Origin of the sequence: Dechloromonas sp. ZS-1 (assembly GCF_039649255.1) — a bacterium.
Lineage (GTDB): Bacteria > Pseudomonadota > Gammaproteobacteria > Burkholderiales > Rhodocyclaceae > Azonexus.
In genome coordinates, this window is record NZ_JBDIYD010000003.1 from 280,084 (window position 1) to 295,250 (window position 15,167).

Annotated in this window: 11 protein-coding genes and 2 tRNA genes; 3 read left to right on the plus strand and 10 right to left on the minus strand. The window is 62.6% G+C overall.

Annotated features, from left to right (window positions below; all coding sequences use genetic code 11):
• Complete coding sequence (locus tag AACO21_RS06470; protein WP_346191686.1) at positions 1-1,446, minus strand: lactate utilization protein B; 1,446 nt, start codon at positions 1,444-1,446, stop codon at positions 1-3.
• Positions 1,443-2,174: a (Fe-S)-binding protein gene (locus AACO21_RS06475; protein WP_346191687.1), complete on the minus strand. Its 732-nt coding sequence runs from the start codon at positions 2,172-2,174 to the stop codon at positions 1,443-1,445. Before AACO21_RS06475 ends, AACO21_RS06470 begins: the two co-directional genes overlap by 4 nt.
• 141 nt (positions 2,175-2,315) lie before the next feature.
• Here AACO21_RS06475 and AACO21_RS06480 point away from each other — a divergent pair, with 141 nt between their 5' ends.
• Positions 2,316-3,044, plus strand: coding sequence for an IclR family transcriptional regulator (locus AACO21_RS06480; RefSeq protein WP_346191863.1), 729 nt, complete (start codon positions 2,316-2,318; stop codon positions 3,042-3,044).
• 92 nt (positions 3,045-3,136) lie between these two features.
• On the opposite strand, the gene pbpG is transcribed toward AACO21_RS06480, so the two are convergent.
• Positions 3,137-4,261, minus strand: coding sequence for a D-alanyl-D-alanine endopeptidase (gene pbpG, locus AACO21_RS06485; RefSeq protein ID WP_346191688.1), 1,125 nt, complete (start codon positions 4,259-4,261; stop codon positions 3,137-3,139).
• 110 nt (positions 4,262-4,371) lie between these two features.
• Positions 4,372-6,651: an NADP-dependent malic enzyme gene (locus AACO21_RS06490; protein ID WP_346191689.1), complete on the minus strand. Its 2,280-nt coding sequence runs from the start codon at positions 6,649-6,651 to the stop codon at positions 4,372-4,374.
• A 251-nt stretch (positions 6,652-6,902) separates the two neighbouring features.
• Between AACO21_RS06490 and AACO21_RS06495 the strand changes: the two genes are divergently transcribed.
• Together AACO21_RS06495 and AACO21_RS06500 are read left to right on the plus strand one after the other, a co-directional pair.
• Positions 6,903-8,747, plus strand: a complete 1,845-nt coding sequence (locus tag AACO21_RS06495; RefSeq protein ID WP_346191690.1) for a phosphoenolpyruvate carboxykinase (GTP) — start codon at positions 6,903-6,905, stop codon at positions 8,745-8,747.
• Positions 8,748-8,809: 62 nt separating this feature from the next.
• Positions 8,810-9,976 (plus strand): pyridoxal phosphate-dependent aminotransferase, encoded by a 1,167-nt coding sequence (locus AACO21_RS06500; RefSeq protein ID WP_346191691.1) that lies wholly within the window; start codon positions 8,810-8,812, stop codon positions 9,974-9,976.
• Here AACO21_RS06500 and ampD read toward each other — a convergent pair.
• The 6 genes from ampD to ispB all read right to left on the minus strand — a co-directional run bounded on the left by ampD (position 9,953) and on the right by ispB (position 15,119).
• Positions 9,953-10,522, minus strand: coding sequence for a 1,6-anhydro-N-acetylmuramyl-L-alanine amidase AmpD (gene ampD / locus AACO21_RS06505; RefSeq protein ID WP_346191692.1), 570 nt, complete (start codon positions 10,520-10,522; stop codon positions 9,953-9,955). The two genes, AACO21_RS06500 and ampD, sit on opposite strands and share 24 nt — an antisense overlap.
• Positions 10,519-11,832: a sigma-54 dependent transcriptional regulator gene (locus AACO21_RS06510; RefSeq protein ID WP_346191864.1), complete on the minus strand. Its 1,314-nt coding sequence runs from the start codon at positions 11,830-11,832 to the stop codon at positions 10,519-10,521. Before AACO21_RS06510 ends, ampD begins: the two co-directional genes overlap by 4 nt.
• 17 nt (positions 11,833-11,849) lie before the next feature.
• Positions 11,850-13,409, minus strand: a complete 1,560-nt coding sequence (locus AACO21_RS06515; RefSeq protein WP_346191693.1) for an ATP-binding protein — start codon at positions 13,407-13,409, stop codon at positions 11,850-11,852.
• A gap of 388 nt (positions 13,410-13,797) precedes the next feature.
• Positions 13,798-13,874 (minus strand) — tRNA-Pro (locus AACO21_RS06520).
• Between the two features lie 180 nt (positions 13,875-14,054).
• Positions 14,055-14,131 (minus strand) — tRNA-Pro (locus AACO21_RS06525).
• A 19-nt stretch (positions 14,132-14,150) separates the two neighbouring features.
• Positions 14,151-15,119 (minus strand): octaprenyl diphosphate synthase, encoded by a 969-nt coding sequence (gene ispB, locus AACO21_RS06530; protein ID WP_346191694.1) that lies wholly within the window; start codon positions 15,117-15,119, stop codon positions 14,151-14,153.
• Positions 15,120-15,167 lie beyond the last annotated feature (48 nt).

Consider the following 15,167-nt stretch of genomic DNA (forward strand, 5'->3'; position numbering starts at 1 on the left):
TCAGTGTCGCTTTCTGGCTGCGTAAAGTTCGTGAAAAGTCTTGCCGGCCGGTGCCGGCAGGTCGCGCCCGACGGTCCACCCCGGCGCCAGGCCCAAAATGCGGATGCGCCCGCTGTCATCGGCCAGCCAACGCAAATAGCCGGCAGCACGACGCACCAGCCAGCGATACAGACGCGGTTGGCGGGCCAGCCAGCCCCAGAGGCGGAAGGCCCAACGCTCGCGCTGCGGACGCAGCCCGAGCTCGAGTTGGTCTTCGCGCAAGCGGTGCATCAGCTTGGGCAAGGGAATGCGGACCGGACACACGCTGCCGCATTGATTGCAGCCGGTGCTCGCATGCGGCAGATCGAGCGCGTTTTCGATGCCGGTGTAGAGCGGAGTCAGCACCGAGCCCATCGGCCCCGGATAGACCCAGCCGTAGGCATGACCGCCGAGGGAAAAATAAACCGGACAGTGGTTCATGCAGGCGCCGCAGCGGATGCAGCGCAGCATGTCCTGATAGGCCGAACCGAGCAGCTTGGCGCGCCCGTTATCGACCAGGATGAAAATGGTCTTCTCCGGCCCCTCCGTCTCCGCCGGTGCCCGCGTGCCGGTGAGCAGGGAGACGTAGTTGGAGATGCTCTGGCCGGTGGCCGAACGCGGCAGCACGCGCATCAGCGTGGCGAAATCTTCCAGCGTTGGCAGGATTTTCTCGATCCCCGTGACCACCACGTGGATACGCGGCAAGGTGGTTACCATGCGGCCATTGCCTTCATTGGTGACCAGCGCGGCCGTGCCGGTCTCGGCAATCAGGAAATTGGCACCGGTGATGCCCATCTCCGCCGTCAGGAAATGCTGGCGCAGCACCTCGCGCGCCTCGCGCGTCATCGCCGGAATGTCATCTGACGTACGCGGTACGGCGGGGCGACCATGCTCCTTGGCGAACAAGGCCTCGATCTCCTCGATGGTCTTGTGCACGGCCGGCGCGATGATGTGCGACGGCGCCTCGCCGGCCAGCTGGACGATGTATTCACCCAGATCGGTTTCGACCGGACGCACGCCGGCGGCCTCCAGCGCCGCATTCAGGTGTGCCTCTTCCGAGAGCATCGACTTCGACTTGGTCGCCTTGGTCACGCCATGGCGCTGCGCGATCTCGACCACGAGGCGGCTCGCCTCTTCGCCATCGCGCGCCCACAGCACTTCGGCCCCGCGCGCCGTGGCACGCTCCTCGAAGATCTCGAGCCAGACATCCAGATCGGCCAGGACGCGATTCCGGATGTTTTCAGCGGTTGACCGCAGGGCTTCGAAATCGAGCCCATCCTCAGCCAGGGCTGCCACCCCCTTGGCCCGCTTACCGACAAACAGCGGCTTGGCTTTTTTCAGCGCGCGCTGCAGGACGGGGTTGGTGACCTTCTCCCCGGCTCGCGCCCGGAAGAACATGGCCTGCGAATGTTTGGCGGCCGCGCTCATTCGCCGCTGCCCCCGGCCAGCACTTCGGCGACATGGAGCACCCGGGTTGTTTCATCGCCCCGTCGACGCAGACGCCCTTCGATGTTGAGCAGGCAGCCCAGATCGCCCCCCACCACCGCATCCGCCTGCGCGGCAGCAATCGACTCGCACTTGCGGTCAACAATGCGCGTGGAGACATCACCAAACTTCACGGAGAAAGCCCCGCCAAAGCCGCAGCACTCCTCGCACTCGCTCATTTCGGCGAGACTCAGGCCGCGCACCTGTTGCAGGAGGCGGCGCGGCTGTTGTTTGATGCCGAGGCTGCGCAAGCCCTTGCAGGAATCGTGATAGGTCACGCTGCCGGCGAACGTGCCCGGCACCGCATCCACTTTGAGCACATCCGCGAGAAACTGCGTCAGCTCCCAGGCCCGCTCGGCCACCTGACGCGCCCGATCGGCCCAGGCCGGATCGTCGGCCAGGAGTTGGGGATAGACCGTGCGAATCTGGTCGGCACACGAACCGGAGGGAATCACCACGGCCTCGAAGCCTTCGAGCTCGGCAATGGCCTTTTTGGCCAGATCGATGGCGACGGCACGATTTCCGGCACTCCAGGCCGGTTGACCGCAGCACGTTTGCCCGGATGGCACCACGACATCGCACCCGGCCGTCTCCAAGAGACGCAAGGTGGCAAACCCAATCGATGGCCGCATCAGATCGACGAGGCAGGTAACGTAGAGCGCTACACGCATGCTAATATTGCGCCGCACAAGAAGAAAAGTGGCTAATGCTACTCAAACCACACCCATAAAGGAACCCAGTTGTCTCTACCAGCCAAGGACACGAACAGCGAGTCCGGCAAAACCCCCGGCTCCATCCAGGTCATCGAGCGCATGATGTCGCTGCTCGACGCCCTGGCCGCATCGCCGGAACCGGCCAGCCTCAAGCAGTTGGCCACCTCGACCGAACTGCATCCGTCGACCGCGCACCGCATTCTCGCCGCGATGACCAATGCCCGCTTTGTCGAGCGTCAAGAAGCCGGCACTTACCGCCTCGGCATTCGCCTGCTGGAACTGGGCAATCTCGTCAAATCCCGCATCAACCTGCGCGAAGTGGCCCTGCCCTTCATGCAGGAACTGCATGAAAAGATCGGTGAAGCGATCAATTTGGGGACCCGCCACGATGACGACATCGTCTATCTGGAACGGACCTCCTCCGGGCGCTCGCTCGTGCGCGTCGTGTATCTGGTCGGTGGCCGTGCGCCGCTGCACCTGACCTCGCTGGGCAAGCTTTTCCTGGCCGCGGAAAACCCGAACAAAGTACGCGACTACGCCAAGCGGACCGGCCTCCCCGGCAAGACCGAACACTCCCTGACCACGCTCGCCGCGCTGGAAAAGGAACTCGACAAGGTGCGCCGCCACGACATCGCCTACGATGACGAAGAAGCGGAAGTCGGCCTCAAGTGCGTCGCCGCCCCCATCCGTGACGACGAAGGCCATATCGTTGCCGCCCTCTCGGTGTCCGCCCCGGCCGACCGCCATGACCCGGAATGGGCACGCCAGGTCAAACAGTCGGCGGATGCCGTCTCGCACGCCCTGGGCTATACCGGCCCGCGCAAATAAGTCCCGCCCCGACGGTCGACCGTCGGACAGCACCGAAAACCAGGACAATAAAAAAGGCCGCTCACGCGGCCTTTTTGCTGTCTGGCGTCAGCTCACGCCTTGCGTGCGCTGCCCAGACCCGCACTTTCCATCCAGCGCTTGATCCGGTTGGCATCGCCCACCCGGGTCATCTTGCCCTGCGAGTCGAGCAGGACAATGACCACCGGCTTGTCCGCCACCCGCGCCTGCATCACCAGACAACGCCCGGCTTCGGAAATGTAGCCCGTCTTCGAGACGCCGATTTCCCAGCTGTCGCTGCGTACCAGGGCATTGGTGTTGCCGAAGTCGCGCACACGACCATTCAGTTCCACCTTGGCCTCGGCCGTGGTCGAGAACTGGCGGATTTCGGGGTAACGCGCCGCCGCCGTGACCATCCGGGCCAGATCATGCGCCGTGGACACATTGTTGCTGGAAAGGCCGGTCGGCTCTTCAAAACGCGAGTTGTACATGCCGAGGGCGTGCGCCTTGCGGTTCATCGCAGCAACAAATGCGGAAAGACCCCCCGGGTAATGACGCCCCAAGGCGTTGGCCGCGCGATTTTCCGACGACATCAGCGCCAGCAGCATGGCGGTTTCACGCGTCATCGTGGTCCCGACCGGCAGGCGCGAACGCGTGCCCTTCATGGTGTCCACATCGGCATCGGTGATCGTGATCACCTCGTGCATGTCGAGCTTGGCATCCAGCACGACCATGGAGGTCATGAGCTTGGAAATGGACGCAATCGGCACCACGGCATCCGGCTGCTTCTCGATGACGGCATGCCCGGTGCTCTGGTCGATAACCAGCGCCGACGAGGAATACAGGGCGAGTTTGCCGGGATCGATCTCACGCATCGAGACACGGCGCACGGCCTTTTTATCCACGTCTGCCGCTGCGGCCAGCTTCGATGCCGGGACAGCCTTCGTGTTTTTAGCCTGCGATTTGGCCGGCGCGCGCTCGGGGGCTGCAGCCAGCTTGCCGACAGGTTTACTGTTCTTGGCCACCACTTTCGGGGCGGACTTGCTGGCGGCGGACTGTGTCGCGGCCTTGTTACCGGTTTTTTTGGCGGCGACCGGTTCGCTCTTGCGGGCAGCGCCATGGCCTTCCGGCTTTTTGCTGGTTGCCGCGCCGGCGGGAACCCCGGTCAGCATGCCCAGCAATGCCGTCCCCAGCACTGCAAGCTTGAATCGATGCATCATTCACTATCTCCTGCCAATATCACGCGATTGTAAAACAGATTAGCAAGAGATAGCGAATTTGCAATAAAAATAAACAGATACAACAATTACTTAAAGCCTTCCGTCAGGGCTCAGGCTGCATCCACCACGGTCAGGGCCACCATATTGACGATACGGCGCACGGTAGCCGTCGGCGTCAGGATATTCACCGGCTTGTCCGCCCCGAGCAGGATGGGGCCAACCGTCAGGTTGTCACCGGCCGCCACCTTCAACAGGTTGAACGAGATGTTCGCCGCATCCAGGGTCGGCATGACCAGCAGGTTGGCCTGCCCCTTCAGACGGGAATTCGGGAAGGCGGCCTGGCGGATCTGTTCGTCGAGCGCGGCGTCGCCGTGCATTTCACCTTCGACCTCGAGTTCTGGTGCCCGCGTATTGAGCATGGCCAGCACGTCGCGCATCTTCGAGGCCGTCGGCGTGTTGTCGGTTCCGAAGGTCGAATGCGAGAGCAGCGCCACCTTCGGCGCAATCCCGAAGTTACGGATTTCTTCGGCAGCCATCAGGGTCATGTCGGCCAGCTGCTCGGCGGTCGGATCGTAATTGACGTAGGTGTCACCGATGAAGACCGTACGCCCCGGCAGGAGCAGCAGGTTCATCGCGTAGTAGCGATCCAGCCCCTCACGCGTGCCGATCACGCTCTGCACGTATTCACGGTGCGTTTCGTGGCGACCGAAGACACCGCAGATCAGGCCGTCGGCATAGCCCAGCTTGACCATCAGCGCGCCATACAAGGTATTGCGGCGGCGCACTTCGCGACGCGCAAACTCGGGCGAGACGCCCTTGCGCTCCATGATGCGGTGATAGGTCGTCCAGAACTCTTCGTAGTGCTCATCGAAGAAGGCCGAATTATCGGAATGCACCACTTCGAAATCCTCGCCTGCACGAATACGCAGGCCGGCTTCTTCGATCCGGCGATTGATCTCGGCATGGCGCCCGATCAGGATCGGCCAGGCAATCCCTTCGTCACGAACGACCTGTACGGCACGCAGCACACGCTCGTCCTCGCCCTCGGCAAAGACGATGCGCTTGGGCGCCATCTTGGCCTGCGAGAACACCGGCTTCATGATCAGGCCGGAGTGATAGACGAATTCATTCAGGCTTTGCAGATAGGCATCCCAATCCTTGATCGGGCGGGTTGCCACACCCGAGTCCATCCCCGCCTGCGCCACCGCCGGGGCGATCTTGACGATCAGGCGATGATCAAACGGCTTCGGGATCAGGTATTCCGGACCAAAGCCACTGATCTTCTCGCCGTAGGCGGAAGCCACGACTTCGGACTGCTCGGCACGCGCCAGTTCGGCGATGGCCTTCACGGCCGCCATCTTCATTTCTTCGGTAATGGTGGTGGCACCGACGTCGAGCGCCCCGCGGAAGATGAAGGGGAAGCACAGCACGTTATTGACCTGGTTCGGATAATCCGAACGACCGGTACAGATGATGGCATCGTCGCGCACGGCCTTGACCTGCTCCGGCAGGATTTCCGGCGTCGGATTGGCGAGGGCCATGATGACCGGGGTAGGCGCCATTTTGGCGACCATTTCCGGCTTCAGGACACCGCCAGCGGACAGGCCGAGGAAGACATCGGCCCCGTCGATCACTTCACCCAGGGTGCGGGCATCCGTTTTCTTGGCGTAACGCGCCTTGATCTCGTCCATCTCTTCGACGCGGCCTTCATAGACCACGCCCTTGATGTCGGTGACCCAGATGTTTTCGACCGGTGCGCCGAGCATGACCAGCAGATCGAGACACGCCAGGGCGGCGGCGCCGGCACCGGAGGTGACGATCTTGACCTTGGTCAGGTCCTTGCCGATCAGGTGCAGGCCATTCAGGATGGCCGCGCCGACCACGATGGCGGTCCCGTGCTGATCGTCGTGGAAGACGGGAATCTTCATGCGCTCACGCAGCTTCTTCTCGATGTAGAAGCATTCCGGCGCCTTGATGTCTTCGAGGTTGATGCCGCCAAAGGTCGGCTCCAGCGAGGCGATGGTATCGATCAGCTTGTCCGGATCGCGCTCTTCGATTTCAAGGTCGAACACATCGATATTGGCGAACTTCTTGAACAGCACGCCCTTGCCTTCCATGACCGGCTTGGCGGCGAGCGGACCAATCGGACCAAGGCCCAGCACGGCAGTCCCGTTGGTGATGACCCCCACCAGATTGGCGCGCGCGGTCAGGGTGCTGGCTTCCGCCGGATCAGCCACGATTTCTTCGCAGGCGAAGGCCACGCCGGGCGAATAGGCCATCGACAGATCGTACTGGTTGGTCAGCTGCTTGATCGGGGTAACGGCAATTTTCCCCGGCTTCGGTTCGCGGTGGTAATAGAGCGCGGCTTCGCGCAATTGGCGTGGATCCATGTCTGCCTCCGTTTTATATCGTGGAACGACGTTTCGAATTGCGAAAGATCATAGCACGCATATTTTGGGTTTTCATCCCCTCGGATATCACGTATCCGATTACGGTCAAGTAGATGTTTACCCTAATTTGATGCATAATTATGCGCTTCCCAGCCGACGGCCTTTCAGCCGCTCGCAGTCTTGGTGGCAGCTCCCGGCGACTGGCGTAAAACCTAGCTATTTCAGTTACTTACATAGAGAGACATATCGCCATGACCGCACCGCTGAATGCGCCCGATTACGTCAAACACGAAGGCCTGAAGAAATGGGTCGCTGACATTGCCGCCCTGACCCAGCCTGACCGTATCGTCTGGGCCGACGGTTCGCAGGAAGAATATGACCGCCTGTGCGCCGAAATGGTTGCCGCCGGCACCCTGATCAAGCTGAATCAGGAAAAGCGCCCCAACTCCTACCTCGCCTTCTCCGACCCGTCCGACGTGGCACGCGTTGAAGACCGCACCTACATCTGTTCCGAAAACAAGGACGACGCCGGCCCGACCAATAACTGGGAAGACCCGAAGAAGATGCGTGAGACCCTGAACGGACTGTTCAAGGGCTGCATGAAGGGCCGTACCATGTACGTCATCCCGTTCTCGATGGGTCCGCTGGGCTCCCCGATCGCCCACATCGGCGTCGAGATTTCCGACTCCGCCTACGTCGTCGTCAACATGCGTACCATGACCCGCATGGGCAAGGCCGTTTATGACGTCCTCGGTGCCGACGGCGAATACGTGCCGTGCGTGCACACGGTGGGCGCCCCGCTGGAAGCCGGTCAGGCTGACGTCAAGTGGCCGTGCAACCCGACCACCAAGTACATCGTTCACTACCCGGAAACCCGCGAAATCTGGTCCTACGGTTCGGGTTACGGCGGCAACGCCCTGCTCGGCAAGAAGTGCTTCGCCCTGCGCATCGCCTCCACCATGGCCCGCGATCAAGGCTGGCTGGCCGAACACATGCTCATCCTCGGCGTCGAATCGCCGGAAGGTGAAAAGTCCTACGTTGCTGCCGCCTTCCCGTCGGCCTGCGGCAAGACCAACTTCGCCATGCTGATCCCGCCGAAGACCCTGGACGGCTGGAAGATCACCACCATCGGTGACGACATCGCCTGGATCAAGCCGCGCGTCGACAAGGATGGCGTGACCCGCTTCTACGCGATCAACCCGGAAGCCGGCTTCTTCGGCGTCGCCCCGGGCACCTCCGAGAAGACCAACTACAACGCCCTGGCCACCCTGAAGGAAAACATCATCTTCACCAACGTCGCGCTGACCGACGATGGCGACGTGTGGTGGGAAGGCCTGACCAAGCAGGCACCGGATCACCTGATCGACTGGCAGGGTAACGACTGGACGCCGGAAGACGGCAAGGCCGGCAAGAAGGCCGCCCACGCCAACTCCCGCTTCACCGCCCCGGCCAACCAGTGCCCGTCCGTCGACGCCGCCTGGGAAGACCCGGCTGGCGTGCCGATTTCCGCCTTCATCTTCGGCGGTCGTCGTGCCACCACCGTGCCGCTGGTGTACCAGGCCTTCAACTGGAACTACGGCGTCTACATGGCTGCCACGCTCGGCTCCGAAACCACGGCTGCCGCCTTTGGCCAGCAGGGCGTCGTCCGTCGCGACCCGTTCGCCATGCTGCCGTTCTGCGGCTACCACATGGGCGACTACTTCAACCACTGGCTGAAGATGGGCAAGACCGTGGATGCCACCCCGAAGATCTTCTGCGTGAACTGGTTCCGCATGGATGCCGATGGCAACTTCATGTGGCCGGGCTTTGGCGACAACATGCGCGTCCTGAAGTGGATCGTTCAGCGTTGCAAGGGCACCGTCGCCGCCAAGGAAACCGCGCTGGGCTGGATGCCGAAGTTCGAGGATATCGACTGGACCGGCCTGAACATCACCAAGGACGAGTTCGACGCGCTGACCACCATCGACGCCGATGCCTGGAAGTCCGAACTGGCCGGCCACAAGGAGTGGTTCGACAAGATGGGCGAAAAGCTGCCGAAGGAATTCAACCTGAAGCGCGAGCTGTTCGAAATGGCCCTGTTCAAGGACGCCGCCTGAGTCGCGCTTGAGCGCTGACATGACGGCCACCTCCGGGTGGCCGTTTTTCATTGAGGAAGACCATGACCGCACCCTACGCCCAGGCCCGCCTGGATGACATTTCGCCCTTCCACGTCGTCGAGTTGCTGACCCGGGCGCGCCAACTGGAAAGCGAAGGCCGCGACATCATTCACATGGAAGTCGGCGAGCCCGACTTCCCGACGCCCCCCGCCATCACCCAGGCGGCGGTCGACGCCATCCAGCAGGGCAAAACGCTCTACACGCAGGCCCTCGGCCTGCCGGAACTGCGCGAAGCGATCAGCGAGTTCTACCGCACTCGTTATGGCGTGAATGTGCCGGCCCGCCGCATTGCCATCACCAGCGGCGCTTCCGGCGCCCTCAACCTGGCTTTTGCCTGCCTGGCCACCCCCGGCAGCGAATGGCTGCTGGCCGATCCCGGCTACCCGTGCAATCGCCACATCATGCGTACTTATGAAGGTCGCCCGGTGAGCATTGCGGTCAGCCCGGAGAGCAATTTCCAGCCGACCCCGGCGCACGTCTCAGCGGCCTGGACTGCGCAGACCGCCGGCCTGCTGGTCGCTTCCCCGGCCAACCCGACCGGCACCCTGCTCACACTCGATGAAATCCGCGCCCTGGCCGAGACCGTCCGCGCCCATCAAGGACAGTTCCTGGTCGACGAGATTTACCACGGCCTGACCTACGGCATCGATGCCCCCACCGCCTGCGCCGCCGGCGACGACATCTGGGTGCTGAACAGCTTCTCCAAATATTTCCAGATGACCGGCTGGCGGCTTGGCTGGATAGTGATCCCGGAAGCCCATGTCCGGCATGTCGAAAAACTGGCCCAGAACCTGACGCTCTGCCCCTCCACACCGGCCCAGCACGCTGCCTTGGCTGCCTTTACACCCGAGACCATCGCCTTGCTGGAAACCCGGCGTGCCGAATTCCGCCGTCGCCGGGATTTTCTGGCACCGGCGCTCGAAGCCCTGGGCTTCCGCATCACCGCCAAACCAGAAGGGGCGTTTTATCTGTATTGCGACTGCAGCGCACTGTGCGCAGACAGTTTCACGTTCGCCAAGGATCTGCTCGAACAAGCGGGCGTGGCAGCCACCCCGGGGCTGGATTTTGGGGCCAACGCACCGGAAAAACACATCCGTTTTGCCTATACCACGGACGTCGACCGTCTGGCCGAGGCGGTGCGTCGCCTAGGTGCCTACCTCGGGCGGTAACGCCAGATCGGGAAAGCGGGCCGCCACGGCAGCCCAGTCGAAATACGGCCCCGGATCGGTTTTTCGTCCGGGCGCCACATCGCTGTGCCCCGCCACATCCGTGATCGGATAGCGGGCGCGCAATTGCGCCATCAAATCGAGCAGGGCGACATACTGCGCCGCCGCAAAAGGCGTGTCGTCCGAGCCCGCCAGTTCGATCCCGATCGAGTAGTCGTTGCAGTTCTCTCCTGCACACCAGCGCGACTGCCCGGCATGCCAGGCCCGATGATCGCAGCCGACAAACTGCACGATGCGCCCATCGCGCTCGATGTAAAAATGGGCGGACACCTGCACATCGGCAATGGTCTCGAAGTACGGGTGAGCGCTGCGATCCAGTCGATTGAGGAAGAAGTCCGCAACCCACCGCCCTTCGAATTCGCCGGGCGGCAGGCTGATGTTGTGGATCACGATCAGCGAGACGGGCCGCCCCGCCGGCCGCGCGCCAAAATTGGGCGATGCCAGACGGTCGACCGTCGCCAGCCAGCCATTATCGAGCCAGTCGCTCATTCGATCCCCAGCCGCTCCAGGCGATAACGCAGCGAACGGAAGGTCACGCCCAACAGGCGCGCCGCCGCCGTCCGGTTGCCGCCGGTTTTCTCCAGGGCTTCCAGAATAGCCTGACGCTCGAGGCGATTGAGGTAGTCATCCAGATTTTCCGCCCCCCGCCCGGGCAGCACCGCCTCGACGGCATCCGGCTCCAGACGCAAATCGGCGACCTCGATGCGCTGACCGCTCGACAAGGCCACCGCCCGCTCGAGCACGTTCTCCAGCTCACGCACATTGCCGGGGAAAGCATAGGCCAGCAGCGCGTCGGCGGCTTCCGGCGACAGGGTCAGCCCCATGTTGCCGCCCATCCGTGCCAGCAGTGCCTCGGCCAGCGGCACGATGTCCTCGCGGCGCTCACGCAGCGGCGGCATGCGCAGTTCGATGACATTCAGGCGGTAATACAAATCCTGGCGGAAGAGCCCCTCCTCCACGGCATGGCGCAAATTTTTGTGCGTCGCGCAGATGATGCGGACATCCACCGCCTCCTCGGTCACGCTGCCGACTTTGCGCACGCGCTTTTCCTGAATGGCACGCAGCAGCTTGACCTGCATGGCCAGCGGCAAATCGGCCACTTCGTCGAGGAAAAGCGTGCCGCCATCGGCCGCCTGGAAAAAGCCTTCGCGCTCGGCATCGGCGCCCGTAAACGCCCCCTTTCGGTAGCCGAAGAACTCGCTCTCGACCAGGGTTTCCGGAATTGCCCCGCAGTTTACCGGCACGAAAGGCGCGGCCTGGCGCGGGCTTTGCGCATGAATCAGGCGTGCCGCCCGCTCCTTGCCGCTGCCCGACTCACCGGAGATGTAGATCGGCGCCTGACTGCGCGCCAGCTTCCCGATCAGTTCGCGCACCTGCTGCATGCAGGCAGAGTCCCCCAGCAGGGACTGCGCCGCCACAGCGGGCGCCGCCCCCACTTCCGGCAACTTGAGCGCGGATTTGACCAGGGTGCGCAGCTGATCGAGCCCCACCGGCTTGGCCAGGTAGTCAAATGCCCCGGCCTTCAGCGCCGCCACCGCATTGCCGGCGCTGCCATAGGCCGTGATCACCGCCACCGGCGTCCGTGCGTGATGCGCCGCGATGTACTCGACGATGGCCAGCCCCTCACCATCCGGCAAGCGCATATCGGTCAGGCAGAGCGCAAAGGGCTCGGCATCCAGCACCGCCTTCGCCTCACTCACGGAACCGACACACACCGCATGCAGCCCCATGCGGCACAGGGTGAGATCGATCAATTCCCGGATATCCGGCTCATCATCCACGACCAATACGCGTGGCATTGCGTTTTTCAATACGCTCACGTTCTTGCCTCTCCGGCAATGATGAAATGCCCACCCAAGGCCCCGTCACCCAAGGTCAAGCGCGCCCCGTTGGCTACACACAATTCGCGGGCAATGAACAAGCCCAATCCGGTTCCTTGAGTATGGGTCGTATAAAACGGTTCGAAAATCTGCTCTCGGCTCTCTGGCGGGATCCCCGGCCCGTCATCCAACACATGCAACTCCGCCCAGCCATCCACATGCCGGACCAACAAGCGCACCGCCCCCACCTGTGCCGATGCGTGACGCAAGGCATTGGCGACGAGATTCCAGAGCACCTGCTGCAATTGCGCCCGATCAAAACGCAGGATTGCGGGTGCCGGGCAATCGAGCGCAAGCCGCTCATGCGCCACATCCGCCGGCAACTGATCGAGGAACTGTTGGCAGAACGCCCCCAGTTCAATTTCCGTGACGTCCATCCGGCTCTGCCGCCCCAACTCCAGCACATCGCTGACAATGCGGTCCAGCCGTGCCACGTTGTCGCCCACAATGCGCAATAAACGATGCTGCATGTCGGTCTGCGCATCCTCGCGCAGCAAATCGCTGGCGTGGCGGATCGCAGAAAGCGGGTTACGGATTTCATGCGCGATGCTGGCGGTCAACCGGCCCAGGGCCGCCAATTTCAACTGCTGTGCCTGCGCCTTCACCTGCGCCATGTCTTCCAGAAAAACCAGGATTTCCCCATCGCTGCTGTGCGTCGACTCAATCCGCACGCGCAAGGTATGGCCATCCGGCAGGGGCAGGGAAAAGGCCCCGTCACGCGCACCACGCCGCCAGTCTTCGCAGGCCTCGGCCAGCAAAGGCACGTGATCCGACAAGCGGCAGGGGCCTTCCGGCGGCAAACCGAGCATCGTCCCGGCCACCGGGTTGTGCCGGACCAGTCCGCCCGCGCGATCGATCACCAGCATGCCGTCCTGCATCCGCTCGACAATCCGCTGGCTGATCAGGCTCTGATTGGCCAGTTCCTCGCCACGCCGACGCGCCAGCTCCTCGTTGGACATGACGTGCTGGCCGAGCAAGCGGGCCAGGATCGCCGTCGCAAAAAAACCTGCGGACAACAGGCCGGTCGGCAACAGGGTCGCCACATCAAAACGCCCTGCCGAAATGCCCCAAACCTGGGACAACAAGGTCGCAATCGCCGAAATGGCCGCATAAAACAACACCAGGCGCCCCCGCCCGACCAGGCAGGCTCCCGCCAGCGAAACCACCTGCAGAATGCCGTAGCCGCTGGCCACGCCCCCCGCCGCCAGGGAGAAGGCGCTGACCACCAGCGCATCGACGACGACCTGAATGGAAAGCTGCAGATTGAAGCGGTGCTGCCAATGCAGTGAAAACGCCAACGCCAGCACCACGGTGCTCAAATACGCGAGGGCAAGCCCAATCAGGCCATGCGTTTCACCCAGTTCGATCCGCGCCAGAAACTCATGGGGCAGCAGGACGGCCAGCACAAACAGCACGGCCATCAGCAAACGATAGGCGTTGTAGTACTGAAAGGACCGCCAATTGGCTTCCCAGGTGGTCGACAGCCAGTCGCTCATCGCTGCCGGGATGCCTCACGGTGCGCAGCAGAACAAAATGCCTGCCCGTCCGCTGACACACCGTCTCCCTCCGGGAAATGCACACCGCAGTGCGCGCACAGCAGCATGGCTGAGGCCGGCTTTTCCGGGGCACGAGGCGATGCCGGCGGTACCTGGCGCTTCTTCCAGGACACCCAGAGCACGCCCAACACCAACAGAAGCAGTAGATATTTCATGACATTCCTCGTGCGACCATCATGCACCGGGCGGCCTGGCCCGGCAGGGGATCAGGGCATCATGTTAACGTGCCACCGGCCGCATCGTCCATGACGGGAGATCGCGTCACAAGATAGGACCGGTCCAGCAAAGTAAAAGCCCCTGTAAATCGATGATCTACAGGGGCTTGAATTGGTCGGAGTGACAGGATTCGAACATGCGACCCCTGCGTCCCGAACGCAGTGCTCTACCAGGCTGAGCTACACTCCGAGTTCCAACGCGTTGCGTCAGAAGTAAAACGGCGCGCATTATATCCGCTTCCGAAGAGCTCGGGAAGAGGTTACGCAAACAAATTGGGCCGTAGCCCGAGCAATCCTTGCCCCGCCAGCGCACAAGGAGTGCCGGAATGCAAAAAGGAGACCTTGATTTCTCAAGATCTCCTTTTCATGTTGGTCGGAGTGACAGGATTCGAACATGCGACCCCTGCGTCCCGAACGCAGTGCTCTACCAGGCTGAGCTACACTCCGAGTTCCGCACCGAGATCAATCAGTGATTTCTCTCAACTGCGAAGAAGGTCAATTGTAGCAGCGCTTCCTTGTATTGGGAAGCCCCCAGCGACGAAATTGCCGTTCTCGCCAATTCAGCCTCCTGCTCCGCGCGGCGGCGGGCATGCGCCAGCGCACCACTGTTCCGGATGGCATCGAGCACCCGCGGGAAATCATCACGCCCGCCGTCCTCGATCGCCTTGCGGACACACGCAGCCTGCTCGGGGGTGCCGTGCTGCATGACATAGATCAGCGGCAGGGTCGGCTTGCCTTCCGCGAGATCATCGCCCAGATGCTTGCCGGTATCGGCTTCCTGTCCGGAATAATCCAGCACATCGTCGATCAACTGGAAGGCGGTCCCCAGGTGCATGCCGTAGGCAGCCAGGGCCTGCTCCGTCTCGCCGTCATGCTGGGCGAGGATGGCGCCGAGTTGCGCCGCCGCCTCGAACAGCTTGGCGGTCTTGTAATGGATGACCTGCATGTAGCGGGCCTCATCCACATCGGCATCATGGCAGTTCATCAACTGCAGGACTTCACCCTCGGCGATGATATTGGTGGCATCCGAAAGGACCTGCATGACACGCATGTCGTCGACCGCCACCATCATCTGGAAAGCGCGCGAGTAGAGAAAATCGCCGACCAGCACGCTGGCCGCATTGCCGAACATGGCATTGGCCGTATCGCGCCCGCGCCGCAGCGCCGACTCATCGACCACGTCGTCGTGCAACAGGGTCGCGGTATGGATGAATTCGATGACGGCCGCCATTTCATGATGGCGCACACCCTGATAACCGAGGGCACCGGCGGCCAGTAGCACGAGGGCCGGGCGCATACGCTTGCCGCCGCTGTTGATGATGTATTCGGCAACTTGCCGGACCAGCACCACATCGGAGTAAAGACGATCGCGAATGACCGCATCAACGGCCTTCATGTCGGGCCCGATCAGGGCGTAGAGCTGTTCCAGTGTCACGTTGGCAATTCCCGAGATAAGCGCGGAATGTTAGGGTTGCCGCCCCCC

Coding starts and splice junctions, on each gene's coding strand:
- AACO21_RS06470 (WP_346191686.1), bottom strand. CDS start 1,446: ATGAGCGCGGCCGCCAAACATTCGCAGGCCATGTTCTTCCGGGCGCGA.
- AACO21_RS06475 (WP_346191687.1), bottom strand. CDS start 2,174: ATGCGTGTAGCGCTCTACGTTACCTGCCTCGTCGATCTGATGCGGCCA.
- AACO21_RS06480 (WP_346191863.1), top strand. CDS start 2,316: ATGATGTCGCTGCTCGACGCCCTGGCCGCATCGCCGGAACCGGCCAGC.
- pbpG (WP_346191688.1), bottom strand. CDS start 4,261: ATGATGCATCGATTCAAGCTTGCAGTGCTGGGGACGGCATTGCTGGGC.
- AACO21_RS06490 (WP_346191689.1), bottom strand. CDS start 6,651: ATGGATCCACGCCAATTGCGCGAAGCCGCGCTCTATTACCACCGCGAA.
- AACO21_RS06495 (WP_346191690.1), top strand. CDS start 6,903: ATGACCGCACCGCTGAATGCGCCCGATTACGTCAAACACGAAGGCCTG.
- AACO21_RS06500 (WP_346191691.1), top strand. CDS start 8,810: ATGACCGCACCCTACGCCCAGGCCCGCCTGGATGACATTTCGCCCTTC.
- ampD (WP_346191692.1), bottom strand. CDS start 10,522: ATGAGCGACTGGCTCGATAATGGCTGGCTGGCGACGGTCGACCGTCTG.
- AACO21_RS06510 (WP_346191864.1), bottom strand. CDS start 11,832: ATGCCACGCGTATTGGTCGTGGATGATGAGCCGGATATCCGGGAATTG.
- AACO21_RS06515 (WP_346191693.1), bottom strand. CDS start 13,409: ATGAGCGACTGGCTGTCGACCACCTGGGAAGCCAATTGGCGGTCCTTT.